Origin of the sequence: Streptomyces fradiae (assembly GCF_041270065.1) — a bacterium.
Lineage (GTDB): Bacteria > Actinomycetota > Actinomycetes > Streptomycetales > Streptomycetaceae > Streptomyces.
The window spans coordinates 5,812,419-5,839,365 of the sequence record NZ_CP065958.1; the positions used below are offsets into that span (position 1 = coordinate 5,812,419).

At 72.2% G+C, this 26,947-nt stretch carries 28 protein-coding genes and 1 riboswitch; of the genes, 24 read left to right on the forward strand and 4 right to left on the reverse strand.

The genetic code is table 11. From position 1 onward, the window contains the following. Positions 1–64 precede the first annotated feature (64 nt). The 14 genes from rimM (at position 65) to JAO84_RS26735 (ending at position 11,869) form a co-directional block, all read left to right on the forward strand. Complete coding sequence (gene rimM / locus JAO84_RS26670; protein WP_370415094.1) at positions 65–667, forward strand: ribosome maturation factor RimM; 603 nt, start codon at positions 65–67, stop codon at positions 665–667. Further along, complete coding sequence (gene trmD, locus JAO84_RS26675) at positions 667–1,488, forward strand: tRNA (guanosine(37)-N1)-methyltransferase TrmD (protein ID WP_370415095.1); 822 nt, start codon at positions 667–669, stop codon at positions 1,486–1,488. Before rimM ends, trmD begins: the two co-directional genes overlap by 1 nt. A gap of 129 nt (positions 1,489–1,617) precedes the next feature. Next, on the forward strand, positions 1,618–1,968 hold the full coding sequence (rplS, locus tag JAO84_RS26680) for a 50S ribosomal protein L19 (protein ID WP_265864619.1): 351 nt from the start codon (positions 1,618–1,620) through the stop codon (positions 1,966–1,968). Between the two features lie 38 nt (positions 1,969–2,006). Further along, complete coding sequence (gene lepB, locus JAO84_RS26685) at positions 2,007–2,873, forward strand: signal peptidase I (protein ID WP_370415096.1); 867 nt, start codon at positions 2,007–2,009, stop codon at positions 2,871–2,873. Beyond that, a complete protein-coding gene (lepB, locus tag JAO84_RS26690) occupies positions 2,866–3,984 on the forward strand; it encodes a signal peptidase I (RefSeq protein WP_370415097.1) in 1,119 nt (372 codons plus the stop codon). Before lepB (JAO84_RS26685) ends, lepB (JAO84_RS26690) begins: the two co-directional genes overlap by 8 nt. Beyond that, positions 3,896–4,939: a signal peptidase I gene (gene lepB / locus JAO84_RS26695; RefSeq protein WP_370416875.1), complete on the forward strand. Its 1,044-nt coding sequence runs from the start codon at positions 3,896–3,898 to the stop codon at positions 4,937–4,939. The genes lepB (JAO84_RS26690) and lepB (JAO84_RS26695) overlap by 89 nt, the downstream gene beginning before the upstream one ends. A 63-nt stretch (positions 4,940–5,002) precedes the next feature. Next, on the forward strand, positions 5,003–5,800 hold the full coding sequence (gene lepB / locus JAO84_RS26700; RefSeq protein WP_370415098.1) for a signal peptidase I: 798 nt from the start codon (positions 5,003–5,005) through the stop codon (positions 5,798–5,800). Continuing rightward, positions 5,797–6,420: an NUDIX hydrolase gene (locus tag JAO84_RS26705; protein WP_370415099.1), complete on the forward strand. Its 624-nt coding sequence runs from the start codon at positions 5,797–5,799 to the stop codon at positions 6,418–6,420. Before lepB (JAO84_RS26700) ends, JAO84_RS26705 begins: the two co-directional genes overlap by 4 nt. 55 nt (positions 6,421–6,475) lie before the next feature. Continuing rightward, positions 6,476–6,784 (forward strand): DUF2469 domain-containing protein, encoded by a 309-nt coding sequence (locus tag JAO84_RS26710; RefSeq protein ID WP_008737534.1) that lies wholly within the window; start codon positions 6,476–6,478, stop codon positions 6,782–6,784. A gap of 120 nt (positions 6,785–6,904) precedes the next feature. After that, on the forward strand, positions 6,905–7,291 hold the full coding sequence (locus JAO84_RS26715; protein ID WP_370415100.1) for a YraN family protein: 387 nt from the start codon (positions 6,905–6,907) through the stop codon (positions 7,289–7,291). Next, entirely contained in the window at positions 7,291–8,910 is a 1,620-nt protein-coding gene (locus JAO84_RS26720; RefSeq protein ID WP_370415101.1) for a YifB family Mg chelatase-like AAA ATPase, read from the forward strand. Before JAO84_RS26715 ends, JAO84_RS26720 begins: the two co-directional genes overlap by 1 nt. Continuing rightward, the gene (dprA, locus tag JAO84_RS26725; RefSeq protein ID WP_370415102.1) at positions 8,907–10,154 is read left to right on the forward strand and encodes a DNA-processing protein DprA; all 1,248 of its coding nucleotides are present in this window, start codon (positions 8,907–8,909) and stop codon (positions 10,152–10,154) included. The genes JAO84_RS26720 and dprA overlap by 4 nt, the downstream gene beginning before the upstream one ends. A gap of 254 nt (positions 10,155–10,408) precedes the next feature. Then, on the forward strand, positions 10,409–11,251 hold the full coding sequence (whiG, locus tag JAO84_RS26730) for an RNA polymerase sigma factor WhiG (protein ID WP_370415103.1): 843 nt from the start codon (positions 10,409–10,411) through the stop codon (positions 11,249–11,251). Between the two features lie 57 nt (positions 11,252–11,308). Next, positions 11,309–11,869: a TetR/AcrR family transcriptional regulator gene (locus JAO84_RS26735; RefSeq protein ID WP_370416876.1), complete on the forward strand. Its 561-nt coding sequence runs from the start codon at positions 11,309–11,311 to the stop codon at positions 11,867–11,869. An 862-nt stretch (positions 11,870–12,731) separates the two neighbouring features. On the opposite strand, the gene JAO84_RS26740 is transcribed toward JAO84_RS26735, so the two are convergent. Beyond that, positions 12,732–13,226 carry a M23 family metallopeptidase gene (locus JAO84_RS26740; protein ID WP_370415104.1) on the reverse strand — a complete coding sequence of 165 codons (495 nt, stop codon included), beginning with the start codon at positions 13,224–13,226 and terminating at the stop codon, positions 12,732–12,734. A gap of 253 nt (positions 13,227–13,479) precedes the next feature. On the opposite strand from JAO84_RS26740, the gene rpsB reads away from it, so the two are divergent. From rpsB to JAO84_RS26790, 10 genes are all read left to right on the forward strand, one after another. Continuing rightward, positions 13,480–14,361 (forward strand): 30S ribosomal protein S2, encoded by an 882-nt coding sequence (gene rpsB / locus JAO84_RS26745; protein WP_265864599.1) that lies wholly within the window; start codon positions 13,480–13,482, stop codon positions 14,359–14,361. Between the two features lie 110 nt (positions 14,362–14,471). Then, positions 14,472–15,308 carry a translation elongation factor Ts gene (gene tsf, locus JAO84_RS26750; RefSeq protein ID WP_265864597.1) on the forward strand — a complete coding sequence of 279 codons (837 nt, stop codon included), beginning with the start codon at positions 14,472–14,474 and terminating at the stop codon, positions 15,306–15,308. A gap of 158 nt (positions 15,309–15,466) precedes the next feature. Beyond that, positions 15,467–16,231 (forward strand): UMP kinase, encoded by a 765-nt coding sequence (pyrH, locus tag JAO84_RS26755; RefSeq protein WP_265864596.1) that lies wholly within the window; start codon positions 15,467–15,469, stop codon positions 16,229–16,231. Positions 16,232–16,362: 131 nt separating this feature from the next. Then, the gene (gene frr, locus JAO84_RS26760) at positions 16,363–16,920 is read left to right on the forward strand and encodes a ribosome recycling factor (RefSeq protein WP_370415105.1); all 558 of its coding nucleotides are present in this window, start codon (positions 16,363–16,365) and stop codon (positions 16,918–16,920) included. Then, a complete protein-coding gene (locus JAO84_RS26765) occupies positions 16,920–18,116 on the forward strand; it encodes a phosphatidate cytidylyltransferase (RefSeq protein ID WP_370415106.1) in 1,197 nt (398 codons plus the stop codon). The genes frr and JAO84_RS26765 overlap by 1 nt, the downstream gene beginning before the upstream one ends. A 215-nt stretch (positions 18,117–18,331) precedes the next feature. Beyond that, complete coding sequence (gene rlmN / locus JAO84_RS26770) at positions 18,332–19,444, forward strand: 23S rRNA (adenine(2503)-C(2))-methyltransferase RlmN (RefSeq protein WP_265864591.1); 1,113 nt, start codon at positions 18,332–18,334, stop codon at positions 19,442–19,444. 29 nt (positions 19,445–19,473) lie between these two features. After that, positions 19,474–19,583, forward strand: a riboswitch (TPP riboswitch). A gap of 83 nt (positions 19,584–19,666) precedes the next feature. Further along, positions 19,667–20,764, forward strand: a complete 1,098-nt coding sequence (locus JAO84_RS26775) for a thiamine ABC transporter substrate binding subunit (RefSeq protein ID WP_370415107.1) — start codon at positions 19,667–19,669, stop codon at positions 20,762–20,764. Positions 20,765–20,820: 56 nt separating this feature from the next. After that, complete coding sequence (locus JAO84_RS26780; protein ID WP_370415108.1) at positions 20,821–22,434, forward strand: ABC transporter permease; 1,614 nt, start codon at positions 20,821–20,823, stop codon at positions 22,432–22,434. Beyond that, the gene (locus JAO84_RS26785; protein ID WP_370415109.1) at positions 22,434–23,456 is read left to right on the forward strand and encodes an ABC transporter ATP-binding protein; all 1,023 of its coding nucleotides are present in this window, start codon (positions 22,434–22,436) and stop codon (positions 23,454–23,456) included. The genes JAO84_RS26780 and JAO84_RS26785 overlap by 1 nt, the downstream gene beginning before the upstream one ends. A gap of 49 nt (positions 23,457–23,505) precedes the next feature. Continuing rightward, positions 23,506–23,916: a hypothetical protein gene (locus JAO84_RS26790; protein WP_370415110.1), complete on the forward strand. Its 411-nt coding sequence runs from the start codon at positions 23,506–23,508 to the stop codon at positions 23,914–23,916. Here JAO84_RS26790 and JAO84_RS26795 read toward each other — a convergent pair. Genes JAO84_RS26795 through JAO84_RS26805 form a run of 3 tightly spaced genes read right to left on the reverse strand, consistent with a single transcriptional unit; the run spans position 23,883 to position 26,879 of the window. Beyond that, positions 23,883–25,019 carry an LOG family protein gene (locus JAO84_RS26795; RefSeq protein WP_370415111.1) on the reverse strand — a complete coding sequence of 379 codons (1,137 nt, stop codon included), beginning with the start codon at positions 25,017–25,019 and terminating at the stop codon, positions 23,883–23,885. The genes JAO84_RS26790 and JAO84_RS26795 overlap by 34 nt on opposite strands. A gap of 55 nt (positions 25,020–25,074) precedes the next feature. Then, on the reverse strand, positions 25,075–26,166 hold the full coding sequence (locus tag JAO84_RS26800; protein WP_370415112.1) for a hypothetical protein: 1,092 nt from the start codon (positions 26,164–26,166) through the stop codon (positions 25,075–25,077). Then, positions 26,148–26,879 (reverse strand): ABC transporter ATP-binding protein, encoded by a 732-nt coding sequence (locus JAO84_RS26805; RefSeq protein ID WP_370415113.1) that lies wholly within the window; start codon positions 26,877–26,879, stop codon positions 26,148–26,150. The genes JAO84_RS26800 and JAO84_RS26805 overlap by 19 nt, the downstream gene beginning before the upstream one ends. Between the last annotated feature and the right edge of the window lie 68 nt (positions 26,880–26,947).

Genomic DNA, 26,947 nt, shown 5'->3' on the forward strand with positions numbered 1-26,947 from the left:
CACGGGCCGGGGAGGGCGCACGCGCCCGCCCCGGCCCGTTGCCGTATCGACAGGAGTGTTATCAGTGCAGTTGGTAGTCGCGCGGATCGGCCGCGCCCACGGGATCAAGGGCGAGGTCACCGTCGAGGTGCGGACCGACGAGCCCGAGCTGCGGCTCGGACCCGGCGCCGTCCTGCACACGGACCCGGCCTCCGCCGGGCCGCTCACCATCGAGACCGGCCGGGTGCACAGCGGCCGGCTGCTGCTGCGCTTCGAGGGCGTCCGTGACCGCAACGGCGCCGAGGCCCTGCGCAACACCCTCCTCATCGCCGACGTCGACCCCGACGAGCTGCCCGAGGAGGAGGACGAGTACTACGACCACCAGCTGGTCGACCTCGACGTCGTCCTCGCCGACGGCACCGAGATCGGCGTGATCAGCGAGATCTCCCACCTGCCGTCCCAGGACCTGTTCATCGTCGAGCGGCCCGACGGCAGCGAGGTCATGATCCCCTTCGTCTCGGAGATCGTCACCGAGATCGACCTGGAGAACCAGCGTGCCGTCATCACCCCGCCGCCCGGACTGATCGACGACAGCCAGGCCGTCATCGACTCGTCGCGCGACGAGGACCAGGGTGACGAGGGCGCCGATTCCGACGGCTCCGACGACTCCGGCAAGGACGCGGTCTGATGCGCCTCGACGTCGTCACGATCTTCCCCGAATACCTCGAACCGCTGAACGTCTCGCTGGTCGGCAAGGCCCGCGCCCGCGGCCAGCTCGACGTGCACGTCCACGACCTGCGGGACTGGACGTACGACCGCCACAACACCGTCGACGACACCCCGTACGGCGGCGGCCCCGGCATGGTCATGAAGACCGGGCCCTGGGGCGACTGCCTCGACCAGACCCTCGCCGACGGCTTCGAGGCCGGCGCCCACGGCCCGGTCCTCGTCGTGCCCACCCCCAGCGGCCGCCCCTTCACCCAGGAACTCGCCGTCGAGCTCTCCGAGCGGCCCTGGCTGATCTTCACGCCCGCCCGCTACGAGGGCATCGACCGGCGCGTGATGGACGAGTACGCCACCCGGATGCCGGTCTACGAGGTGTCCATCGGCGACTACGTCCTGGCCGGCGGCGAGGCCGCGGTCCTGGTGATCACCGAGGCCGTCGCCCGCCTGCTGCCCGGCGTCCTCGGCAACGCCGAGTCGCACCAGGACGACTCCTTCGCCCCCGGCGCCATGGCCAACCTCCTCGAAGGCCCCGTCTACACCAAGCCCCCGGAGTGGCGCGGCCGCGGCATCCCGGACGTGCTGCTCAGCGGCCACCACGGCAAGATCGCCCGCTGGCGCCGGGACGAGGCGCTGCGCCGTACCGTCGCCCACCGCCCCGATCTCGTCGAGCGCACCGACCCGGCCGCCTTCGACAAGAAGGACCGGGAGATCCTCTCCATGCTTGGCTGGGCCCCCGAGCCCGGCGGCCGATTTTGGCGCGGGCCGGAGGCCGTGGAAGAATAGGCCGCTGTCGTACGTCCGGCGCGCGCCCCTGCCACAGGGGGATGGACGCCTGCCAGGGACGGACGACCCTCTCCATCCGTTCGTACGTACCGCTGATGACCTGTGGCATCAGCGAGGAAAGAGACCTCCATGGCCTCCCTGCTCGACCAGGTCAACGCCGGCACCCTGCGTTCCGACGTTCCGGCCTTCCGCCCCGGCGACACCGTGAACGTCCACGTTCGCGTCATCGAGGGCAACCGCTCCCGCATCCAGCAGTTCAAGGGTGTCGTCATCCGCCGTCAGGGCTCGGGCGTCTCCGAGACCTTCACGGTCCGCAAGGTCTCGTTCTCCGTCGGCGTCGAGCGCACCTTCCCGGTGCACAGCCCGATCTTCGAGAAGATCGAGCTCGTCTCCCGCGGTGACGTCCGTCGCGCCAAGCTCTACTACCTCCGTGAGCTGCGCGGCAAGGCTGCCAAGATCAAGGAGAAGCGCGACAACTGAGCATCGGCCCACAGGGTGGCGGGATAGGCTCGCCCCCGATGGACACCGAAGCACAGCACACGGAGCGCGACCGCTCCTCCGGCGAGGAGGAGCGGTCGCGCTCCGCGCGCGTTTCCGGGCCCGACGGCGAAGCGGGTCCCGAGGGCGGGGCGGCGCAGCCGGAGGGACCGGAGGACCCGGAGGAGCAGGGGGACCCGGAGGACGCGTCGGAGGAGAGCGAGCAGCCGGGCGGGGTGCTGACCTGGCGGCGTACGGGCCTCATCGGCGTCGCCTGCATGGTCTTCCTGCTGCTCTTCAGCCACTTCGTGCTCCAGCCCTTCCTGGTGCCCAGCAGCTCGATGGAGCCCACCCTCCAGGTCGGCGACCGGATCCTGGTCAACAAGCTGGCGTACCGTTTCGGCAATGAGCCGCGCCGCGGTGACGTGGTGGTCTTCGACGGCACCGGCTCCTTCGTCCAGGAACAGCCCGCCGGGAACCCGGTCACCGGTCTGCTGCACGACGCGGCCGCCGCCCTCGGCCTCGCCGAGCCCGACGAGACCGACTTCGTGAAACGGGTCGTCGGCACCGGCGGCGACCGGGTGGTCTGCTGCGACAAGGCCGGCCGGCTTACCGTCAACGGCGTGCCCGTGACCGAGACGTACGTGAAGCTCGGCGACCGCCCCTCCGACGTGCCCTTCGACATCGTCGTCCCCGACGGCACCCTGTGGGTGATGGGCGACCACCGCAGCCAGTCCAGCGACTCCCGCGACCACCTCGGCCAGCCCGGCGGCGGAGTGGTCCCGGTCGAGCAGGTCATCGGCCGCGCCGACTGGATCGGCTGGCCGGTCGGCCGCTGGTCCACCGTCCCGGACACCGACGCCTTCGACGCCGTACCGCAGTGGACGGGACCGGGCGGGCATGGGTAGGCGGGGCAAGGCCCCCGCCGGCCGCCGCGGCACCCCGGGCGCCGCCGAGGGCTCCGGGCTGCCGGACGACGGGGGCCGCGCGCCCGCGGGGCGGGCCGAGCGGCGCAAGCTCGCCCGCAAGGTCAAGCGGCGCCGGCGGCGCTCCGCGATCACCGAGATCCCGCTGCTCGTCACCGTCGCCGTACTGATCGCACTGGTCCTGAAGACCTTCCTGGTGCAGGCCTTCGTGATCCCCTCGGGCTCGATGGAGCAGACCATCCGGATCGACGACCGGGTGCTGGTCGACAAGCTGACACCCTGGTTCGGCGCCCAGCCGGAACGCGGCGACGTCGTGGTGTTCAAGGACCCTGGCAACTGGCTTCAGCAGGAGACCGCGCCGCCGTCCGACGACCCGGTGGGCGTCAAGCAGCTCAAGCAGGCGCTGACCTTCATCGGCCTGCTGCCCTCGGCCGACGAGCGGGACCTGATCAAGCGGGTCGTCGCGGTCGGCGGGGACACGGTGAAGTGCTGCGGCGCCGACGGGCGGCTCACGGTCAACGGCGTACCGCTGGACGAACCGTATCTGCACCCCGGGAACGTGCCCTCGACGATTCCGTTCGAGGTGAAGGTCCCGGCGGGCAGGGTCTTCGTGATGGGCGACCACCGCTCCGACTCCGCCGACTCGCGCTTCCACCTCGACGAGCCGGAGCACGGCACGGTCTCCGTGGACCAGATCGTCGGCCGGGCCGTGGTGATCGCCTGGCCGGTCGGCCACTGGCGCCGGCTCGAGGAGCGCGCCACCTTCGCCTCCGTACCGGATCCGAACCCGAACGCGAACCCGAACACGAACCCGGATCCGGCTGCGGGGCACGGGGCGGCCGCGGCCGAATCCACAGGTCTGTCGCATAGGGTGTCCCAGCGCAATCTCAACGGATTGCCCGGGCTCCCGACCCCTGCGGAACTTCTGCTCGTTATGGGAGTGGTGGGCCTGTCCCTGTTCCGGGACGGGCGGTGGCACGGACTGAGGAGTGGATGTGGGGGATTTGGCCGTCGGCGCGCGATCAGGACACGACGAGCCCGACGAGAGGCCCGAGCGCTCCGCGAGCCCCGAGCGCCCCGAGCAGGGTCCTGACCGAGGCTTTGACCAGGGCGGTACGGACCCGGGCACGGGTCCGGTGGACGGCCCCGCCGACGGCGGCTCCGGCGACCACGGGGACGGCGACGGGGACGGCGACGACGAGCGTTCCGGGCACGGCGGCCGCGGCCCGAACCGGCCCCGTTCCTTCTGGAAGGAACTGCCCCTGCTCATCGGCATCGCGCTCGTGCTCGCGCTGCTGATCAAGACCTTCCTGGTGCAGGCCTTCTCGATCCCCTCCGACTCGATGATGAACACGCTGCAGCGCGGCGACCGGGTCCTCGTCGACAAGCTCACCCCGTGGTTCGGCTCGGAGCCCGAGCGCGGCGAGGTCGTCGTCTTCCACGACCCGGGCGGCTGGCTGGAAGAGGCCAACACCCCCGAGCCGAACGTCGTGCAGAAGGTCCTCAGCTTCATCGGCCTCATGCCGTCCGCCGAGGAGAAGGACCTGATCAAGCGGGTCATCGCGGTCGGCGGCGACACCGTCTCCTGCAAGGAGGGCGGCAAGGTCGTCGTCAATGGCAAGGAGCTCGACGAGAGCGCCTACCTGCACCCCGGCTCGGTGCCCTGCGACCCGGCGTTCGGCCCGGTCAAGGTTCCCGAGGGCCGCATCTGGGTGATGGGCGACAACCGGCAGAACTCGCTGGACTCCCGCTTCCACATGGAGCTCCCAGGCGGCGGCACGGTCTCCAACGACGAGGTCGTGGGCCGCGCCGTGGTCATCGCCTGGCCGGTCACCCGCTGGTCCACCCTGCCCGTCCCGGACACCTTCGACCAGCCCGGCCTCAACCAGGCGCTGGCCGCGGCCCCCGGCGCCGCCCCGGCCGCCCTCGGCCTCGCCGGAGCGCTGCCGCTGGTCCTGTGGCGGCGGCGCAGGAAGCAGAGCGCCGGCCACGGCGAGCAGAACGCCGACCACGGCGCGGAGACCGTCAGCCATACCGCGGAGAGGTGACCCGCGGGTAGGGTGCCGTCCCGGACCGTCGCACGGACGGTCCGCGGATCCCCCGAGGTGCCCATGAGCGTCACACCGCGCACATCGCCCGCAGCGCGTTCATCGCGTACCAAGGACGGCCGCGGCCGCCTCGGCAGTGTTCTGTCGGGGCTCGCCGTGGCCGTCGGCTGTGTGCTGTTCCTCGGCGGCTTCGTCGCCGGCGCGGTGCTCTACCAGCCGTACACCGTGCCCAGCGACTCCATGACCCCGACGCTCGAGGTCGGCTCCAAGGTCCTCGCCGAGCGCGTCGACGGCGCCGACGTGCAGCGCGGCGACATCGTGGTCTTCCAGGACCCGCTGTGGGGCAACGTGCCCATGGTCAAGCGGGTCGTCGGCGTCGGCGGCGACACTCTCGCCTGCTGCGGCACCGACGGGCGGCTCACCCTCGGCGGCAAACCGGTCGACGAAACCTACCTGCGCGCCGGGAAGACCCCCTCCGCGGAGAAGTTCACCGTGACCGTGCCCGAGGGAAGCCTCTTCCTCCTCGGCGACGAGCGGCACAACTCGCTGGACTCCCGCGCCCACCTCCAGGACGCCTCCCACGGCTTCGTACCCCGCTCGTCCGTCCTCGGCCGGGTCGACGCTGTCGCCTGGCCCGCCCCGGGCGTCGTGGAACGGCCCGCCGGCTTCGCCGCCCTGCCCGGCGGCATCTCCACGCCCGGCCCGGTCGTGCCGCTCTTCACCGCGATCGTCGCCGGGTGTGTACTGATCCTGGCGGGTGCCGCGTACGGGCCGGTGGCCCGGCGCATCGGCGGCGGCCGCAAGCCCGCGCCGCCGAAGACGAAGGCGGGGGTGGGGGAGAGGGACGCGGTGAGCGCATGACGGAGAGCGGCGGCCGCGAGAGCGCGGCGGACACGGCGATCGGGCGCGCGGGTACGGCGGACACGGCGACCGGGCGCGGAGGCGCGGCGGGCACGGACATCGCTCGCGGCGGCGCGGCGGGGCCGGAGGCCGGCGCGGCGGAGGTCCGGCGGGTGGCGCGGGTCGTGCTGCTCGACCCCGACGACCGGATCCTCCTCCTGCACGGGCACGAGCCCGACGACCCCGACCGGACCTGGTGGTTCACCCCCGGCGGCGGCCTGGAGGGCGACGAGAGCCGCGAGCAGGCCGCGCTGCGCGAACTCGCCGAGGAGACCGGCATCACCGACATCGAGCTCGGGCCGGTGCTGTGGCGGCGCTACTGCTCGTTCCCGTTCGCCGGCCGCCGCTGGGACCAGGACGAGTGGTACTACCTGGCCCGTACGACCCAGACGGCGACCGCCCCGAGCGGCCTCACCGAGCTGGAGACCCGCAGCGTCTCCGGCCTGAGATGGTGGACCTCCGCCGAACTGTCGGTGGCCCGTGAGACGGTGTACCCCGACAGACTCGCCGAGCTGCTTGACACACTGCTCGACGAAGGACCCCCGAGCCCGCCGCTCGATCTGGCCCCGGAAATCGTTTAGGGGCCCGGGCGACTGGCGCACAATAGGGGGACGCACGGCTGAAGGGGAACATGCCATGAGCGCCGAGGACCTCGAGAAGTACGAGACCGAGATGGAGCTGAAGCTCTACCGGGAGTACCGCGACGTCGTCGGGCTGTTCAAATACGTGATCGAGACCGAGCGGCGCTTCTACCTCACCAACGACTACGAGATGCAGGTGCACTCGGTCCAGGGCGAGGTCTTCTTCGAGGTCTCCATGGCCGACGCCTGGGTCTGGGACATGTACCGGCCCGCCCGCTTCGTGAAGCAGGTCCGCGTCCTCACCTTCAAGGACGTCAACATCGAGGAGCTCAACAAGACGGACCTGGAGCTCCCCGGCAGCTGACCCGGGTCGCACCGCAATCCCTCGAAAGAGGGAGGGGGTTTTCCACAAGCGGTGGGTTGTCCACAGCCGTGCACACGCAGCGTGACAATGCGTCACAGTCGGTGCCGGAGGTGGTACCGCATGAACGCGACCCGAGCACTCGGACGGTACGGCGAAGACATCGCCGCCCGCCGGCTCACCGACACCGGCCTGCACATCCTCGCCAGGAACTGGCGCTGCGGCCGGACCGGAGAAATCGACATCGTCGCCCGCGACGGCGACACCCTCGTCATTTGCGAGGTCAAGACCCGCCGCGACGGCGCCTTCGAACACCCGATGGCAGCCGTCACCCCACGCAAGGCCGAACGGCTCCGGCACCTCGCCGCCTGCTGGCTCGACCGGCACGGCGGACCACCGGGCGGACCCGCCGGCGGACCCACCAGCGGCGCCGTCCGCATCGACCTCGTCGGCGTCCTCCTGCCCCGCCGCGGCGCACCCGTCGTCACCCACGCCCAGGGGGTGGCCTGATGGGATTCGCCCGCACCTGCTCCGTCGCCCTCGTCGGCGTCGAAGGCGTCGTCGTCGAGGTCCAGGCCGACCTCGAAGCCGGAGTCGCCGCCTTCACCCTCGTCGGACTCCCCGACAAGAGCCTCACCGAAAGCCGCGACCGGGTCCGCGCCGCCATCGTCAACGCCGGCGCCGAATGGCCCCAGAAGAAACTCACCGTCGGCCTCAGCCCCGCCTCCGTCCCCAAGGGAGGCTCCGGCTTCGATCTGGCCGTCGCCGCGGCCGTCCTCGGCGCCGCCGAACGCATCGACCCCCGCAGCATCGCCGACCTCGTCCTCATCGGAGAACTCGGCCTCGACGGCCGGGTCCGCCCCGTCCGAGGCGTCCTCCCCGCCGTCCTCGCCGCAGCCGACGCCGGCTACCGGCACGTCGTCGTCCCCGAACAGACCGCCGGCGAAGCCGCCCTCGTCCCCGGCGTATCCGTCCTCGGCGTCCGCACCCTCGGCCAGCTCATCGCCGTCCTCGCCGACGAACCCGTCCCCGAAGAAGAACCCCACGAAGAGGGCCGCCCCGACCCGATGCTCGCCGGACTCCTCGTCCCCGGCGCGGGCGTCGGCACCGGACTCGCCGCCGACCCCGCCGACGGACCCGACCTCGCCGACGTCGCCGGCCAGCACACCGCGCGCCGCGCACTGGAGATCGCCGCCGCCGGCAGCCACCACCTGCTGCTCACCGGGCCACCCGGCGCCGGAAAGACCATGCTCGCCGAACGACTCCCCGGCATCCTCCCGCCCCTCACCCGCCAGGAATCCCTCGAAGTCACCGCCGTCCACTCCGTCGCCGGCATCCTCCCGCCCGGCGAGCCCCTCGTCCGCCGCGCGCCCTACTGCGCACCCCACCACTCCGCGACCATGCAGTCCCTCGTCGGCGGCGGCAACGGACTGCCCCGCCCCGGCGCCGTCTCCCTCGCCCACCGAGGCGTCCTCTTCCTCGACGAAGCACCCGAATTCAGCACCAAAGTCCTCGACGCCCTCCGCCAGCCCCTCGAATCCGGACACGTCGTCATCGCCCGCGCCGCCGGCGTCGTCCGCCTCCCCGCCCGCTTCCTCCTCACCCTCGCCGCCAACCCCTGCCCCTGCGGACGCCACACCCTCCTCGGCACCGGCTGCGAATGCCCCGCCTCCCTCATCCGCCGCTACCAGGCCCGCCTCTCCGGCCCCCTCCTCGACCGCGTCGACCTGCGCGTCGAAGTCGAACCCGTCACCCGCTCCGACCTCCTCGGCCACGGCGGACGCGGCGAACCCACCGCCACCGTCGCCGACCGCGTTCGGGAAGCCCGCGCCCGTGCCGCCGCCCGGCTCGACGGCACCCCCTGGACCGTCAACAGCGAAATCCCCGGCCACGAACTCCGCACCCGCTACCAAGCCGCCCCCGGCGCCCTCGCCGCCGCCGAACGCGACATCGAACGCGGCCTGCTCACCGCCCGCGGCCTCGACCGCGTCCTCCGCGTCGCCTGGACCGTCGCCGACCTCGCCGGCCACGACCGCCCCGGCCCCGAAGACCTCGCCCTCGCCCTCGAACTCCGCACCGGCATCACCCGCGGCGTCCCCGTACCCGCGGGGGCGGGGGAGTGGACATGACCCGGTACGACGACAAACGGGCTTCCACCCACTCCCTCGACGAGGAACGCCTCGCCCGCGCCGCCCTCAGCCACATCGTCGAACCCGGCGACGAACACGCCGGCCGCGCCCTCCGACACCACGGCGCCACCGGATTCCTCCGCCTCCTGCACGAGGACGGCAGGACCACGGAACCCGGCCTCTGGGAACCCGACACCCCCGGACCGGCCCCCGACCCCCGCGACAGCACCACACTCCCCGGCACCGGCGAAGCCCGCCTCGCCGGCTGGCGACGCCGCGCCCGCACCGCCACCCCCGAACGGCACCTCGACCACATCACCCGACTCGGCGGACGCTTCGTCATTCCCGGCGACACCGAATGGCCCCGCCAACTCGACGACCTCGCCGACGCCCGCCCCATCGGTCTCTGGGTCCGCGGACCCGCCGACCTCCGCGCCTGGGCCCTCCGCTCCGTCGCCCTCGTCGGCGCCCGCGCCTGCACCCCGTACGGCGCCCACACCGCCGCCACCCTCGCCGCAGGCCTCACCGAACACGGCTGGGTCGTCGTCTCCGGCGCCGCCTTCGGCATCGACGGCGCCGCCCACCGCGGCGCCCTCGGCACCGGCGGCGCCACCATCGCCGTCCTCGCCTGCGGCGTCGACGTCCCCTACCCCCGCGGCCACGCCGGCCTCATCCGCCGCATCACCGAACAAGGCCTCGTCCTCGGCGAACTCCCACCCGGCGGCCACCCCACCCGCAGCCGCTTCGTCCTCCGCAACCGCGTCATCGCCGCCCTCACCCGCGGCACCGTCGTCATCGAAGCCGAATACCGCAGCGGCTCCCTCGTCACCGCCCGCGCCGCCGCCCGCCTCGGCCGCCACACCATGGGCGTCCCCGGCCCCGTCACCAGCGGACTCTCCGCCGGAGTCCACGAACTCCTCCGCGGCGAAGCCACCCTCGTCACGGACGCCGCCGAAATCGTCGAACTCGTCGGAGACATCGGCCAACTCGCCCCACCCCGCCGCGGCCCCGTCCTGCCCCGCGACCTGCTCGCCCCCGACACCGCCCGTGTCCTCGAAGCCCTGCCCGGCCACCACCCCGCACCCCTCGCCGACATCGCCACCCGCGCCGGCACCCACCCCGACCACACCCTCGCCAAGCTGTACGAACTCCACTCCCTCGGGTTCGTCGAGCGACACCAGGACCACTGGCGGTTGACGAACATGCCGACAGAACCGTCGAACGCCCGGCATGGCGGTACTTGACCCGGAGCATTCGGGTGAAAAGGTGAAGACGGTGAAGACGAAGAGCAACCGAGGGCACCCGATCGCCCCCGAGGGGCCGACGCGTGCCACGACCCCCGTTCGAAGATGCGGGCGACCACAGCCACCCGGACCGGCGCGATCCACCGGCGTTCGCTCACCGCGACAGCCCACTCACGCTACGCTCACGAGAATTCCCCGCCCGACAACCGGAACGACTCCTTCGCACCCGACAGCAGAACGGCTCAAGGCGACGCATGCCCCAGCACACCTCCGGGTCTGACCGCGCCGCGGTGCCCCCAGCAGCCCGGGGCACCGGCACCGTGCGACCGCCCGCACCGACCTCGCTCGACGAACTGTGGCGCTCCTACAAGGACACCGGCGACGAACGGCTGCGGGAACAGCTGATCCTGCACTACTCGCCCCTCGTCAAATACGTCGCCGGCCGCGTCAGCGTCGGCCTGCCCTCCAACGTCGAACAGGCCGACTTCGTCTCCTCCGGAGTCTTCGGACTCATCGACGCCATCGAGAAGTTCGACGTCGAGCGCGCCATCAAATTCGAGACCTACGCCATCACCCGCATCCGCGGCGCCATGATCGACGAACTCCGCGCCCTCGACTGGATCCCCCGCTCCGTCCGCCAGAAGGCCCGCAACGTCGAACGCGCCTACGCCACCCTCGAAGCCCAGCTGCGCCGCACCCCCACCGAGCCCGAGGTCGCCGAGGAGATGGGCGTCACCCTCGAAGAACTCCACTCCGTCTTCAGCCAGTTGTCCCTCGCCAACGTCGTCGCCCTCGAAGAGCTCCTGCACGTCGGCGGCGAAGGCGGCGACCGCCTCTCCCTCATGGACACCCTCGAGGACACCGCCGCCGACAACCCCGTCGAAGTCGCCGAGGACCGCGAACTGCGCCGGCTCCTCGCCCGCGCCATCAACACCCTCCCCGAGCGCGAGAAGACCGTCGTCACGCTCTACTACTACGAAGGCCTCACCCTCGCCGAGATCGGCCACGTCCTCGGCGTCACCGAGAGCCGCGTCAGCCAGATCCACACCAAGTCCGTCCTCCAGCTGCGCGCCAAACTGGCCGACGTGGGCCGCTGACGCCACCCCGCTCCACCGCCGTACAGTGGAGCCGTGCCAAGGATTCGAGCGGCCTCCGTGGCCGAGCACCGGACGATGCAGCGCGCCGCCCTGCTGGACGCAGCGCGCTCCCTGCTGTCCGAGGGCGGAACGGAAGCACTGACCTTCCCCGCCCTCGCCGAGCGCACGGGCCTGGCCCGCTCGTCGGTCTACGAGTACTTCCGCTCCCGCGCCGCCGTCGTCGAGGAACTCTGCGCCGTCGACTTCCCCGTCTGGGCCGCCGAGGTCGAAGCGGCCATGGCCGCCGCCGACACCGCCGAGGGCAAGATCGAGGCCTACGTCCGCAGCCAGCTCGACCTGGTCGGCGACCGCCGCCACCGCGCCGTCGTCGCCATCTCCGCGAGCGAGCTCGACCAAGGCGCCCGCGAGAAGATCCGCGCCGCCCACGGCGGCCTGGTCACCATGATCGTCGCCGCCCTCACCACCCTGGGCCGCCCCCAGCCCCGCCTGGAAGCCATGCTCCTCCAGGGCGTCGTCGACGCCGCCGTCCGCCGCATCGAACTCGGCGCGGCCGAGGACCCGACCACGATCACGAACGCGGCCGTCTCCATGGCCCTCGGCGGCATCCGCGGCGCGTGAACCGCCCTCAACGAGTGGCTGTGACTGAAGAAGGTTGGTACGGGCGCACGCAACGGGAACTCCCGGTTGTCCGTTGCACGATCGCCCGTCTTTGCAGCACCGGGATTGCAGCCGGGACGGACGATACCTGAGCGACTGCGACGAGCACGGTGGTCTCGTAGCGGACGGCAAGCCTGTCGTATCTCGTGGCGACCGCGCGATGGCGCTCGAGCCGGTTGATGCCGCATTCGACCGCGTGCCGCTGCTTGTGGTCGACCTTGTCGCGGTAGGAGCGGTTTCGGCGGGAGTCGTACGCCTCGTCGGCCCGCACCGGTCCGGGTCCGCCACCGTATGTCGTCTGTCAGCTGCCGCCGCGTCCACACCTGCGGCCGGTCCGGCTTGATGCCTGTCGGCAGCAGAGGGTCAAGCCGGGCCCACTGTCCGTTCGCCAGATCCCCACGGCCCACGGACGTGATCACCAACGAACAAGATCCACTTTCGCGACAGGCCCTAGGCCTCGGCGGCCTCCCTGGTCCAGACGCCCGGCGGGTGCTCGTCGACCGGCAGCCAGAGGCTGGGCTGGGCGCGGCAGCCAGCCGGAGTCCACGGGCTGGAGCCGGACCTCGTATCCCTCGATGACGCCCGGGAGCAGCGTTCCGGGCTCCGTGGCCGCCCCGACCGACGGTGAAGGACCAGTCCGGGATGTCGCCACCGCCGACGCCCACCACGTGCCAGCCGTGCTCGCGGACGTCCGCCACCACCCGGGACCAGAACTTCTCCTGGTGCGGGCGTTCTCGCAGAGCCGCCGACGTGGCGGGATCGCACAGCACGCACGGGCAGGGCGGGGGCGTGGTCGGGTCGGTCATCCGCGCATCCAAGCAGATCAGGGCAGAGGCAACGGCCGGTGCCCCCAGACCGGCAGCAGCCGCGACGGGCCTCCGCCCAGCAGGGCCAGCGGGTTCAGGTAGGTGTCGCCGCGGAGGAGGCCCCAGTGGAGGCAGTTGCGGGGGCAGTGGGGGGACTCGGTGACGTGGGCCAGGAGGGTGCCCTGGGGGACCGTGGTGCCGACGGGGAGCAGGGGGTCCACCGGGACGTAGGTGGTGCGGAGGGGTGGGTCGCCGGTGTCCGGAAGGGTGAGGACGAGGACGCCCTGGCCGCCGACCGGGCCGGCGAAGGTGACGGTGCCGGCGGCGGGGGCGTGGACCGGGGTGCCGGGTGGGGCCGCGAGGTCGAGGCCGCGGTGGCCGGCGGCGTACGGGCCCGGTGGGGGCTCCCAGCCGCGGAGGATGTCGGGGCGGGGCGGGCCGATCGGCCAGGTCGCCGTGAGCAGGGTCAGCAGGGACAGCGCGTTCAGCAGGGTCATCGGAATCTGAGGCATGAGGGCAGGTTGCCCGGGCCGGGAACCGCATGACGGGCATCGGCGGAATCTGTGGACAAGCACCCGGTTGTGGACAACGGCGTCACCCGGCGCTCCCGGGGTCCCGTACACTTTCCATGGCGACCCGGGTCACCGGGTCGACTTCGCACGCCCCGCCACCGGTCCCTCGTGACGGGTGGCAGCGCCTTTCGGTCCCTCGTGGCACGGCGCGCCGGGGCGTCAGGAACACAACCGAGAAACCAAGGAGATGGCCATGGCCGTCGTCACGATGCGGGAGCTGCTGGAGAGCGGCGTCCACTTCGGTCACCAGACCCGTCGCTGGAACCCGAAGATGAAGCGCTTCATCTTCACCGAGCGCAACGGCATCTACATCATCGACCTGCTCCAGTCGCTGTCGTACATCGACCGCGCCTACGAGTTCGTCAAGGAGACCGTCGCGCACGGCGGCTCCATCATGTTCGTCGGTACGAAGAAGCAGGCCCAGGAGGCCATCGCCGAGCAGGCGACCCGCGTCGGCATGCCGTACGTGAACCAGCGCTGGCTGGGCGGCATGCTCACCAACTTCTCGACCGTCTACAAGCGTCTGCAGCGTCTCAAGGAGCTCGAGCAGATCGACTTCGAGGACGTGGCCGCCTCCGGCCTCACCAAGAAGGAGCTCCTGGTCCTCTCCCGCGAGAAGGCCAAGCTGGAGAAGACCCTCGGTGGTATCCGCGAGATGCAGAAGGTGCCGAGCGCCGTCTGGATCGTCGACACCAAGAAGGAGCACATCGCCGTCGGTGAGGCGCGCAAGCTCCACATCCCGGTCGTCGCGATCCTCGACACCAACTGCGACCCCGACGAGGTCGACTACAAGATCCCGGGCAACGACGACGCGATCCGCTCCGTCACCCTGCTCACCCGCGTGATCGCCGACGCCGTCGCCGAGGGCCTCATCGCCCGTTCCGGCGCCGCGACCGGCGACCAGAAGCCGGGCGAGAAGGCCGCGGGCGAGCCGCTCGCCGAGTGGGAGCGCGACCTGCTCGAGGGCGAGAAGAAGGCCGACGAGGCTGCCCCGGCCGCCGCCGAGGCCGAGAAGCCGGCCGAGGCCGCTGCCGAGACCGCCGAGGCTCCGGCCGCGGACGCCGAGCAGGCCTGACCCTTCCGGTCCCTCAGGACTCGCGGGTGACGACGGCGGGGGCCCACAAAGCCCCCGCCGTCCACCCGTGACCCGCCCGATCTTTCAGACTTCGAGAGAGAAACAGACTCATGGCGAACTACACCGCCGCTGACGTCAAGAAGCTCCGCGAGCTCACCGGCGCCGGCATGATGGACTGCAAGAAGGCCCTGGACGAGGCCGACGGCGACGTCGACAAGGCCGTCGAGGCCCTGCGCATCAAGGGCCAGAAGGGTGTCGCCAAGCGTGAGGGCCGCTCCGCCGAGAACGGCGCCGTGGTCTCCCTCATCGCCGACGACAACACCTCCGGTGTCCTGGTCGAGCTGAAGTGCGAGACGGACTTCGTCGCCAAGGGCGAGAAGTTCCTGGCCGTCGCCAACGCGCTCGCCGCGCACGTCGCCGCCACCTCCCCGGCCGACCTCGACGCCCTGCTCGCCTCCGAGATCGAGGCCGGCAAGACCGTCCAGGCGTTCGTCGACGAGGCCAACGCCAACCTCGGCGAGAAGATCGTCCTCGACCGCTTCGCGCAGTACGGCGACGGCTTCGTCTCCGCGTACATGCACCGCACCATGCCCGACCTGCCGCCGCAGATCGGTGTCCTGGTCGAGCTGGACAAGGAGAACGCCGAGGTCGCGAAGGGCGTCGCGCAGCACATCGCCGCGTTCGCCCCGAAGTGGCTCTCCAAGGAGGACGTCCCGGCCGAGGTCGTCGAGACCGAGCGTCGCGTCGCCGAGGAGACCACCCGCGCCGAGGGCAAGCCCGAGGCCGCGCTCCCGAAGATCGTCGAGGGTCGCGTCAACGGCTTCTTCAAGGACGCCACGCTGCTCGGCCAGCCGTACGCGCTGGACAACAAGAAGACCGTCCAGAAGGTTCTGGACGAGGCCGGTGTCACCCTGAAGCGCTTCACCCGCATCAAGGTCGGCATCTGAGTCCGTACGCAACGGACACCGGACCCCGGTAGGGTCTGAAGCAGCCGCCCGCGTTCGCGCCGGACGGCCGCAGATCTGACGAGGAGGCCATTGCCGTACGGGAAACCGCAAGGACCCCAGGGCAATGGCCTTCTTCGTATGTGCACGAGGAGATCTCCATGAATCAGGGCGCCGCACAGGGCGACGACAACAACGGCAAAAAGGCCGGCCGCTTCATGCTGAAGCTGTCCGGCGAGGCTTTCTCCGGGGGCACCGGCCTCGGGGTCGACCCGGATGTCGTGCACGCGATCGCGCGCGAGATCGCCGCCGTCGTCCGCGACGGCGCCGAGATCGCGATCGTGATCGGCGGCGGCAACTTCTTCCGCGGCGCCGAGCTCCAGCAGCGCGGCATGGACCGGGCCCGGTCCGACTACATGGGCATGCTCGGCACCGTGATGAACTGCCTCGCCCTCCAGGACTTCCTGGAGAAGGAGGGCATCGACTCGCGCGTGCAGACCGCCATCACCATGGGGCAGGTCGCCGAGCCGTACATCCCGCTGCGCGCCGTGCGGCACCTGGAGAAGGGCCGCGTGGTCATCTTCGGCGCCGGCATGGGCATGCCGTACTTCTCCACGGACACGACCGCCGCCCAGCGCGCCCTGGAGATCGACGCCGAGGCCCTGCTGATGGGCAAGAACGGGGTCGACGGGGTCTACGACTCCGACCCGAAGCGGAACCCCGACGCGGTGAAGTTCGACGCGCTCGAGTACGGCGAGGTGCTCGCCCGCGACCTGAAGGTCGCCGACGCCACCGCCATCACCCTGTGCCGCGACAACAACCTCCCGATCCTCGTCTTCGAGCTCCTCGCCGAGGGCAATATCGCGCGCGCCGTGAAGGGTGAGAAGATCGGCACGCTCGTGAGCGACCAGGGCACCCGGGCCTGACCCGAACCGGGAACCGCCCCGCGCGGGGTACCCGCCTCCGTGAGGGGGACGCGCTCCGCGAGGGGGATGGACAGAGCCCTGCCGGTCGTACACCGTGCAGGACACAACGCGACGACACGCAGGAGCATGTGGTGATCGAAGAGACCCTCCTCGAGGCCGAGGAGAAGATGGAGAAGGCCGTCCTGGTCGCCAAGGACGACTTCGCGGCGATCCGCACCGGTCGTGCGCACCCGGCGATGTTCAACAAGATCGTGGCCGACTACTACGGTGCCCTCACGCCGATCAACCAGCTGGCGTCGTTCTCGGTGCCGGAGCCGCGCATGGCCGTGGTGACCCCGTTCGACAAGAGCGCGCTGCGCAACATCGAGCAGGCGATCCGCGACTCGGACCTGGGCGTCAACCCCAGCAACGACGGCACCATCATCCGGGTCAACTTCCCCGAGCTGACCGAGGAGCGCCGCCGCGACTACATCAAGGTCGCCCGGACCAAGGCCGAGGACTCCAAGATCTCGATCCGCGCCGTGCGTCGCAAGGCCAAGGACTCGATCGACAAGGCCGTCAAGGACGGCGAGGTCGGCGAGGACGAGGGCCGCCGCGCGGAGAAGGAGCTCGACGACCTCACGGCGAAGTTCGTGGCGCAGGTGGACGAGCTGCTGAAGCACAAGGAAGCCGAGCTCCTCGAGGTCTGATGAACGACTCATCCTGGGGGTCCCCGGCCGGATCCGGCTTCGGGGGACCCGACCAGGGGCCTGCCCCGGCGGGTCCCGCCCACGATGGGCGGCAGGCGGCGCAGACTCGGCCCATGCCCATCGTGTCCGACGTTTCCGCCGGCGACAACCAGGACGATCACGACCGGGGGGCCGCTCTGCCGAGCGGTCCCCTGTTCCGTGACGAGACGCCGCACGAGCACCCGCAGCACGAGCACCCCCGGAACCATCCGCAGTACGAGCACCCGCAGTACGAGCATCCGACGCACGAGCACCCTCCGTACGAGTTCTCGCAGGAGCCCATGTCCAGCCCCTCCCAGCCGCCGCCCGCTCCTTCGCCCCGGCAGCAGCCGCGGCAGAAGAAGAGCGCGGGCCGTGACCTGGGCGCGGCGATAGGGGTCGGCCTGGGGCTCGGCGCGGTGATCGTCGCGTCGCTGTTCATCTGGAAGCCGGCGTTCGTCGGCGTGATAGCGGTCGCCGTGGTCGTGGGCCTGTGGGAGCTGACCTCGCGGCTGCAGGAGCGCAAGTCCATCAAGGCGCCGCTGGTGCCGCTCGCGGTCGGCGGTGCGGCGATGGTCGTCGCCGGCTATGTGCGCGGCCCGGAGGGCGCGTGGGTGGCGATGGCGCTGACGGCGCTCGCGGTCCTGGTGTGGCGGATGACGGAGCCGCCCGAGGGCTATCTGAAGGACGTCACGGCGGGTGTGTTCGCCGCGTTCTACGTGCCGTTCCTGGCGACGTTCGTGGCGCTGCTGCTGACCGCGGACGACGGTCCGCAGCGGGTGCTGACGTTCCTGCTGCTCACGGTGGTGTCGGACACCGGCGCGTACGCGGTGGGCTGGCGGTTCGGCAAGCACAAGCTGGCGCCGCGGATCAGCCCCGGCAAGACCCGTGAGGGTCTGGTCGGCGCGGTGGCGTTCGCGATGGCGGCGGGCGCGCTGTGCATGGAGTTCCTGATCGACGACGGTGCCTGGTGGCAGGGTCTGCTGCTCGGCCTCGCGGTGGCGGCGAGCGCGACGCTCGGCGACCTGGGCGAGTCGATGATCAAGCGCGACCTGGGCATCAAGGACATGGGCACGCTGCTCCCGGGCCACGGCGGCATCATGGACCGGCTGGACTCGCTGCTGCCGACGGCGCCGGTGGTGTGGCTGCTGCTTGTGCTGTTCGTGGGCAGCGGCTGACGGACCGGGCGTGCTGTTCGTCGGCAGCGGCCGACGGGCGCGCAACAGGTACTCTGGAAGGGCTCGCGACCCGGTGTCGCGGGCCCTTCGTACGCCCCGCCGCCCGCGGGGACGATCCCGTGAGGTCTCCTGGCTCCGGCTCCGGCAACGTCCCGCCGTGCTCCCCGCCCCCCGTGGGTGGCGTCAGACCTCGTCGTTCTGAGGAGACACCCGTCGTGGCCCGCCCGCTTCCCGGAGAACTCACTTTCGTCGCCCCGCGGGGAGCCAAGCAGCCCCCGCGGCACCTCGCCGACCTGTCGCCCGCCGAGCGCAAGGAGGCGGTCGCCGCGATCGGCGAGAAGCCGTTCCGCGCCAAGCAGCTGTCGACGCACTACTTCGCGCGCTACGCGCACGACCCGGCGGAGTGGACCGACATTCCCGCCGCGTCACGCGAGAAGCTCGCCGGGGAGCTGCTGCCCGACCTGATGTCGGTGGTGCGGCACGTGTCGTGCGACGACGACACCACCCGTAAGACGCTGTGGCGGCTGCACGACGGCACGCTCGTCGAGTCGGTGCTCATGCGCTACCCGGACCGGGTGACCATGTGTATCTCCTCGCAGGCCGGCTGCGGCATGAACTGTCCGTTCTGCGCGACGGGGCAGGCCGGTCTCGACCGGAACCTGTCGACGGCGGAGATCGTGCACCAGATCGTCGACGGGATGCGCGCGCTGCGCGACGGCGAGGTGCCGGGAGGCCCGGCGCGCCTTTCGAACATCGTGTTCATGGGGATGGGCGAGCCGCTCGCCAACTACAAGCGGGTCGTCGGCGCGATCCGCCGCCTGACCGACCCCGAGCCGGACGGCCTGGGCCTGTCGCAGCGCGGGATCACCGTGTCCACGGTCGGCCTGGTGCCGGCGATGCGGCGGTTCGCCGACGAGGGCTTCAAGTGCCGGCTCGCCGTGTCGCTGCACGCGCCGGACGACGAGCTGCGCGACACCCTCGTACCGGTGAACACCCGCTGGAAGGTCCGTGAGGTCCTCGACGCGGCCTGGGAGTACGCGGAGAAGTCGGGCCGCCGGATCTCCATCGAGTACGCGCTGATCCGGGACATCAACGACCAGGCCTGGCGGGGCGACCTCCTCGGCCGCCTCCTGAAGGGCAAGCGGGTGCACGTCAACCTGATCCCGCTGAACCCGACGCCCGGCTCGAAGTGGACGGCGTCCCGCCCCGAGGACGAGAAGGCGTTTGTCGAGGCGATCGCCCGCCACGGCGTCCCGGTCACCGTCCGTGACACCCGCGGTCAGGAGATCGACGGCGCCTGTGGACAGCTGGCCGCCGCCGAACGCTGACCTTGTACTCTGAGCTCGAACACATCTTCATAATCCGACAGGGGAGCGCCACAGCGCTGAGAGTGCGGTAACCGTAGACCGCAGACCCTCTGAACCTCGCCCGGGTCATTCCGGGTAGGAAGTTCGGTCGTAACTCGAGCTGTTGCGCCCTGCCCGCGCCCGGTCTCCCCGGGCGCGGGCAGGGCCGCGTCTCCTTCTGGTCACACCCAGGAGGACATTCACGTGAACATCAGGAAGGCGGCCGCCGCCGCGCTCGTCGCGGCGCTCGGCGTCACCACCCTCGCCGCGTGCGGCACGGACGACGTTCGGGAGGCGGCCGGCGAGACCGACCAGCCCATGCCGAAGACCGTGACCCTCGTCAGCCACGACTCCTTCAACGCCTCCAAGGAGGTGCTCGCGGAGTTCACCAAGCAGACCGGTCTCACGGTCAAGGTGCTCAAGAGCGGCGACGCCGGCGAGGCCGTCAACAAGGAGATCCTGACCAAGGGCTCCCCGCAGGGCGACGTCTTCTTCGGCGTGGACAACACCCTGCTGTCCCGCGCCCTCGACAACGGCATCTTCGTCCCGTACGAGGCGCAGGGCCTGGACCGGATCCCGGCCGAGCTGCAGCTCGACAAGGAGCAGCACCGGGTCACCCCGATCGACTCCGGCGACATCTGCGTCAACTATGACAAGCAGTACTTCGCGGACAAGAAGCTGGCGCCGCCGCAGACCTTCGACGACCTCGCGAAGCCCGCCTACAAGGACCTGCTCGTCACGGAGAACCCGGAGCGGTCCTCCCCGGGCCTCGGCTTCCTGCTCGGCACGGCCGCGAAGTACGGGGACGAGGGCTGGCAGGACTACTGGAAGAAGCTCAAGGCCAACGGTGTGAAGACCGTCGACAGCTGGGAGCTCGCCTACAACCAGGAGTTCTCCGGCTCGGCCGGCGGCAAGAAGGCCAAGGGCGACCGCCCGCTCGTCGTGTCGTACGCGTCGTCCCCGCCGGTCGAGGTGCTGTACGCCGAGCCGCAGCCGAAGGTCGCGCCGACCGGCGTGTCCACTGGCACCTGCTTCCGGCAGACCGAGTTCGCGGGCCTGCTGAACGGGGCGAAGAACCCCGAGGGCGGCAAGAAGCTGATCGACTTCCTCATCTCGAAGAAGTTCCAGGACGACATGCCGCTGCAGATGTTCGTCAACCCGGTGACGAAGGACGCGACGCTCCCCGAGCTGTTCACCAAGCACGGTGTGGTGATCGAGAAGCCCGAGACGATGGCGCCGAAGAAGATCGCCGACAACCGTGACCAGTGGATCCAGCAGTGGACCTCGCTCGTCCTGAAGTAGTCGCCCGCCGTACGCGTCGGGGGAGCGCGGCGGGGAGCGCGACGCGGCTGGGACTGATGGTCCTGCCCGTCGTGTTCTTCGCCGTGTTCTTCGCCTGGCCCGTCGTCTCCATCGTGGAGCGCGGGCTCAGGCCGGACGGGCGGTGGGAGCTCGGGCGGTTCGGCGAGACGCTGAGCCGGCCGGAGATCCTCGACGTCCTGTGGTTCACGCTGTGGCAGGCGCTCGCCTCCACGGCGCTCACCCTGCTCGTCGCGCTGCCCGGCGCGTATGTCTTCGCACGGTTCGACTTCCCCGGCAAGCGGGTGCTGCGGGCCGTGGTCACGGTGCCGTTCGTGCTGCCGACGGTGATGGTCGGCACGGCGTTCCTGGCGCTCGTCGGGCGGCGCGGGCTGCTCGACGACTGGTGGGGGCTGCGCCTCGACACCGGGGTGTGGGCGATCCTCCTCGCGCATGTCTTCTTCAACTACGCGGTCGTCGTCCGCACCGTCGGCGGCCTCTGGTCGCAGCTCGACCCGCGCCAGGAGGAGGCCGCCCGGGTCCTCGGCGCGTCCCGCTGGCGGGCCTGGCGGACCGTGACGCTGCCCGCGCTCGGGCCGTCCGTGGCCGCCGCCGCGCTCATGGTGTTCCTGTTCACCGCGAGCTCCTTCGGCATCGTGCAGATCCTCGGCGGCCCCGCGTACTCCACCCTGGAGACCGAGATCTACCGGCAGACCGCCGACCGGCTCCAGCTGTCCACGGCCGCCGTGCTCACCATGGTGCAGTTCGTCGCCGTCGGCGCGATCCTCACGGTGCACGCGCGCGTGGTACGGCGCCGGGAGACGGCGCTGCGCCTCGTCCCGGCCGAGCGCACCGCCCGCCGCCCGCAGGGCGCGGGCCAGTGGGCGCTGCTCGGCGGCGTCCTGCTGTCCGTCGCACTGCTGATCCTCGCCCCGCTCGGCGTGCTCGTGGAGCGCTCCCTCGCCACCTCCGACGGCTACGGCCTGGACTACTACCGGGCGCTCGGGCAGGTCGACGAGGGCGGCACCTTCCTCGTACCGCTGACCGACACGATCGTGAACTCGCTGCAGTACGCGCTCGCCGCGACCGGCATCGCCGTCGTCATCGGCGGGCTCGCCGCGGCGGCCCTCACCCGGCGGGCGGGCCGGCTGGTGCGCGGCTTCGACGCGCTGCTGATGCTGCCGCTCGGGGTGTCCGCGGTGACGGTCGGCTTCGGCTTCCTCATCACCCTCGACGAGCCGCCGCTCGACCTGCGGGCCAGCTGGATCCTCGTACCGCTCGCGCAGGCGCTCGTCGGGGTGCCGTTCGTGGTGCGGACCATGCTGCCGGTGCTGCGCGCGGTCGACGAGCGGCTGCGGGAGGCGGCGGCCGTGCTCGGCGCGTCGCCGTGGCGGGCCTGGCGGGAGGTCGACCTGCCGCTGGTGCGGCGGGCGCTGCTGATCGCCGCCGGGTTCGCGTTCGCCGTGTCGCTCGGCGAGTTCGGGGCGACCGTGTTCATCGCACGGCCCGACAACCCGACCCTGCCGGTCGCCGTGGCACGGCTGCTCGGCCGGCCAGGTGAGCTCAACTACGGCCAGGCGATGGCCCTTTCGACGATTCTGATGGTGGTGTGCGCGGTGTCCCTGCTGCTGCTCGAACGGCTGCGCTCCGACCGGACCTCGGGGGAGTTCTGATGCTTTCGCTGACCGGCGCGACCGTACGGTTCGGGGACCGGGCCGTGCTCGACGCGGTGGACCTGGAGGTCGCCGAGCACGAGATCGTGTGCGTCCTCGGGCCCAGCGGCAGCGGCAAGTCGACGCTGCTGCGGGCGGTCGCCGGGCTCCAGCCGCTGGACGCGGGCCGGGTGCTGCTCGGCGGCGCCGACCAGGCCGGGGTGCCGGTGCACCGGCGCGGGGTCGGCCTGATGTTCCAGGACCACCAGCTGTTCCCGCAGCGGGACGTCGCAGGGAACGTCGCCTTCGGGCTGCGCATGCACGGCGTGCCGAAGGGCGAACAGGGCGCGCGGGTCGCCGAGTTGCTCGACCTCGTCGGGCTGCCCGGCGCCGGGCGGCGGGCCGTGTCCGCGCTGTCCGGCGGCGAGCAGCAGCGCGTCGCACTGGCCCGGGCGCTCGCGCCGCGGCCCCGGCTGCTGATGCTGGACGAGCCGCTCGGGCAGCTCGACCGCGGCCTGCGGGAACGGCTCGTCGTCGAACTCCGCGCCCTGTTCGCCCGGTTGGGGACGACCGTGCTCGCCGTCACCCACGACCAGGGCGAGGCGTTCGCCCTCGCCGACCGGGTCGTCGTCATGAACGACGGCCGGATCGCCCAGACCGGCACGCCCGTCGACGTGTGGCGGCGCCCCGCCTCCGAGTTCGTCGCCCGCTTCCTCGGCTTCGACAACGTCGTCCCGGCCACCGTCACCGGCGCCGCCGCCGACACCGTCTGGGGCAAGATCCCCGTCCCCGACGGCTCCCCCCAGGGCGAGCACCGCCTCCTCGTCCGGCCCGCCGCCCTCCGCCGCGTCCCCGCCGGCGAGGGCCTCGCCTGCCGCGCCGCCACCCGCACCTTCCGCGGCGACCACGTCGCCGTCACCCTCCTCCCGGCCGAAGGCCCGCCCCTGGAAGCCGAGTTCACGCTCCGGGACGCGCCGGAGGAGGGCGCCGAGGTGGACGTGGAGTTCCGGGCGGAGGACGTGGTGGTGCTTGAGGAGGCGTAGGCCGTAATCCGCTTGCGCCCGTGCCCCGCACGGCGGTTACGGTGCGCGGATGAGGAACGACCGACGCCTGCGCCCGCTCGTCGTGGACGGCAGGCCGTGGCTGTGGACCGTGCGGCAGCGGCCGCGGCCGGTGTACGAGGACTGCCGGCTGACGCTCGCGTTCTATCCCGCGGACCGGCCGCGCCGGGAGCGGCGGCGGCTCGCGATCGTGTTCGCGCCCACCGACACCGGCGTCATCTCGAACGACTGGTTCGAGTCGGGGACCGTGATCCGGATGCCCGACCAGCACTACCTCAACCTGTACGAGCCGGGGACGGCCCGCCGCCTCCTTGAGGCCGCGCAGGGCGTCCTCGGGCGTGAGGTCCCGGAGCGGGACACCGAGCTCGACGGGTGGCCGCTCGCCCGGCCGATCATGGACACGATCGACTACTCGGCGGCGGCCAGCCGTTCCAGCGCCTGAGGGGCCTCGTCGATCGAGTCGACGAGGGCGATCCGCGCCGCCATCGGGCGGCCTTCGGCGAGCGTCGCGAGCAGCGGCCAGGCCGGCAGGCGCGTGGTCCAGTGGGCGCGGTCGACCAGGACCATCGGGGCCGGGGCGCCGCGCGAGGCGTAGTAGTTCGGGGTCGCGTTGTCGAAGATCTCCTGGACCGTGCCGGCCGCGCCCGGCAGGAACACCACGCCCGCCGTCGAGCGGGCGAGCAGCCCGTCCTCGCGGGTCGCGTTGGCGAAGTACTTGCCGATCCGCGACGCGAACGCGTTCGGCGGCTCGTGGCCGTAGAACCAGGTCGGGATGCCGGCCGAGTCGCCGCCGCGCGGCCACCGGGCCCGTACCTCGAAGGCGGCCCGCGCCCAGTCGGTGACCGACGGCGTGAAGGACGGGGCCTTCGCGAGGAGTTCCAGGGCCTCGTCGAGGGCCGCGTCGGGCAGCGGAGCGGCGTACGCGCCCAGGTTCGCCGCCTCCATCGCGCCGGGGCCGCCGCCCGTCGCCACCGTCAGGCCCGCCCGGCTCAGCGAGCGTCCCAGCCGGGCCGCCCCCGCGTACTCCGTGCCGCCCCGCACCATCGCGTGCCCGCCCATCACGCCCACCACCCGCGCGCCCGCGAGGGCCTCGTCGAGGGCGTCCGAGATGGCGTCGTCGTGCAGCGAGCGCAGCATCGACGAGAAGATGTCGCCGTCCGCGCGGGTCCGCTGGAACCAGGTGTACGAGCGGGCGTCCGGGGTCTCCTCGTACGGCTGCCCGGCGATGCCCTCGTACAGCTCGCCGGGCGAGTACAGCCGGGACCGGTACGGATCGAACGGCAGATCCGGCACCGGCGGGAACACCAGCGCCCCGTCCGCCCGCACCTTTGCCGCCGCCTCCGGCGCCATCGCGCACCCCAGGAACACGGCGTCGGCGGTGGACGCGGCGAGCAGCGCGAACGTGCGGTCGGTGAGGTCCACCGACTGGATCCGGTGCCCGCGCAACGACCCGCGCGCGCCCAGCGCCGCGTCGAACTCGTCGAGCGAGTGGATCTCCCGCTCATGTCCGCGCGGCCGGTCCGGCCTCCCCAGGGGCTGGCTCATGCGCCCACGATAGGCCGGGCACGGCCGCGAGGCCCTGTCCGGGGGCCGGGGGCCCTCAGCCCCGCAGCGGCACCGCCGCCAGCGCCCCCACCGCCCACGTAAGCGGCACGAACACCGCCAGCAGCACGCCCGCCCGCAGCAGCGCGGTGGTGCGGAGGACCGTGGGTGGGGCGCCGAGGCGGAGGAGGGCCTCGGTGGTGTGGGTGCGGGACTGCTTGGACTCCAGGGCGGCGGAGAGGAGGGTCGCGGTGGTGCAGCCGACGACCACGGTGACGCCCAGCCAGGAGAGCGGGCCGAGCTCGCCGCCGTACAGGGCGTAGCCGGCGACCGCGCCGGAGCCGACGGCGGAGACCACGCCGAGCGGGCGGCCGATGCGGCGGGCCTCGTCCATGAGGACCCGGCCGGCGAGCAGGCGTACGGCGCCGGGGCGGACCATCTGGAGGAGGCGGCCGCAGCCGTGGGTGAGGCCGGGGCCGGCCATCGCCAGGCCGACCGCGGTGAGCACCCAGCCGGCAAGCACCCCGCCGCCGTCGCCGCGCGCCGCGTACGTCTCGACGGCCAGGCCCACGGCGAGCAGGGCGACGCCCCAGGGCAGCCCGGCGGTCGCGGACCGTACGGCGGCGGGGGTCTCCGCGGTCTTGCGGGGGCGCAGCGCGAGGCCGGCCGCGGTGGCGCCCGCCACCGGGACGACGGCCAGCAGGGTGAGGGCGGCGGCGAGGGGGAGCGGCTGGTCGGCGGCGAGCAGGTCGGCGGCGGCGCCGTCGAAGGGCAGGCCCGTGATGTCGCCGCGCAGGTGCAGATAGAACAGCAGGGCGACGGCCGAGCCGAGGGTGCAGGCGACGGCGGTGGAGGTCGCGGCGATCGCGGTGAGCCGGGCCGGGCCGAGGCCGATCGCGGACAGGCCGGGGCGCGGCCGGATGCTGGGGTCGGTGCGGGCCACCGCGACCGCGAACTGCACCGTCGCGGCCAGCGGCAGCGCGCACCACAGCAGCCGCAGCACGGCCGCCGAGGAGTCGCCGGGGTGGCCCACCGCGTAGCCGAGGGAGCACAGGAGCAGGAAACCCACCCCGGCGGCGGCCGCGGCGACGCACAGCCGCCGCAGCTGGACGACGGGGTGGGTGCCGCGGACTAGACGGAGAGCGAGCACGCGGTGACGCCCTCCGCCCCGGTGGCCGGCGGTACGGCGCCGACGCGGCGCCCGTCGAGGAGCGCGACCGTGCGGTCGGCGAGCGCGGCGACCTCGGGGTCGCCGCTGGCGAGCAGCACCGTGATGCCGTGCGAACGGGCCGCGGCGGTCAGGGTACGCAGGACCTGCGCGCCGTCGGCGCGGTGCAGGGTCGCGGTCGGCTCGTCGGCGAACAGCACCGAGGGGGTGGTGACCAGGGCGCGGGCGATCGCGATCCGCTGGCGCTGCGACTGGGTGAGGGCGTGCGGGCGCCGCTTGGCGGCGGCCCCGGTGTCGAGGCGCTCCAGCCACTCGACGGCGGCGGTGCGGGCGGCCCGGTGGGACACGCCGCGCAGCAGCAGCGGCAGGGCCACGTTCTCCCAGCCGGTGAGTTCGGGGACGAGCCCGGGCTCGGGGTCGATCCAGCCGAAGCGCTCGCGCCGCAGCCGCTCGCGCTGCGCGCGGGTCATGGTGTGCACGGGCGCGCTGTTGAACCAGACCTCGCCCTCCTGGGCCAGGGTCTGGCCGGACAGACAGCGCAGCAGCGTGGTCTTGCCGCTGCCGCGGGGTCCGGTGACGGCGAGGATCTCGCCTTCGCGCGCGCCGACGGAGACTCCGGTCAGCACGTCGGAGCCGCCCAGGGCGCAGCGCAGGGAACGCGCCCAGAGCACGTCGTTGTCCGGTGGGGCCACCATCGCGTACACCTCGATGTCGGATCTGATGTGTGTTCCCCCGTACGGGGGAACGAGGAGACGGGCCTGTG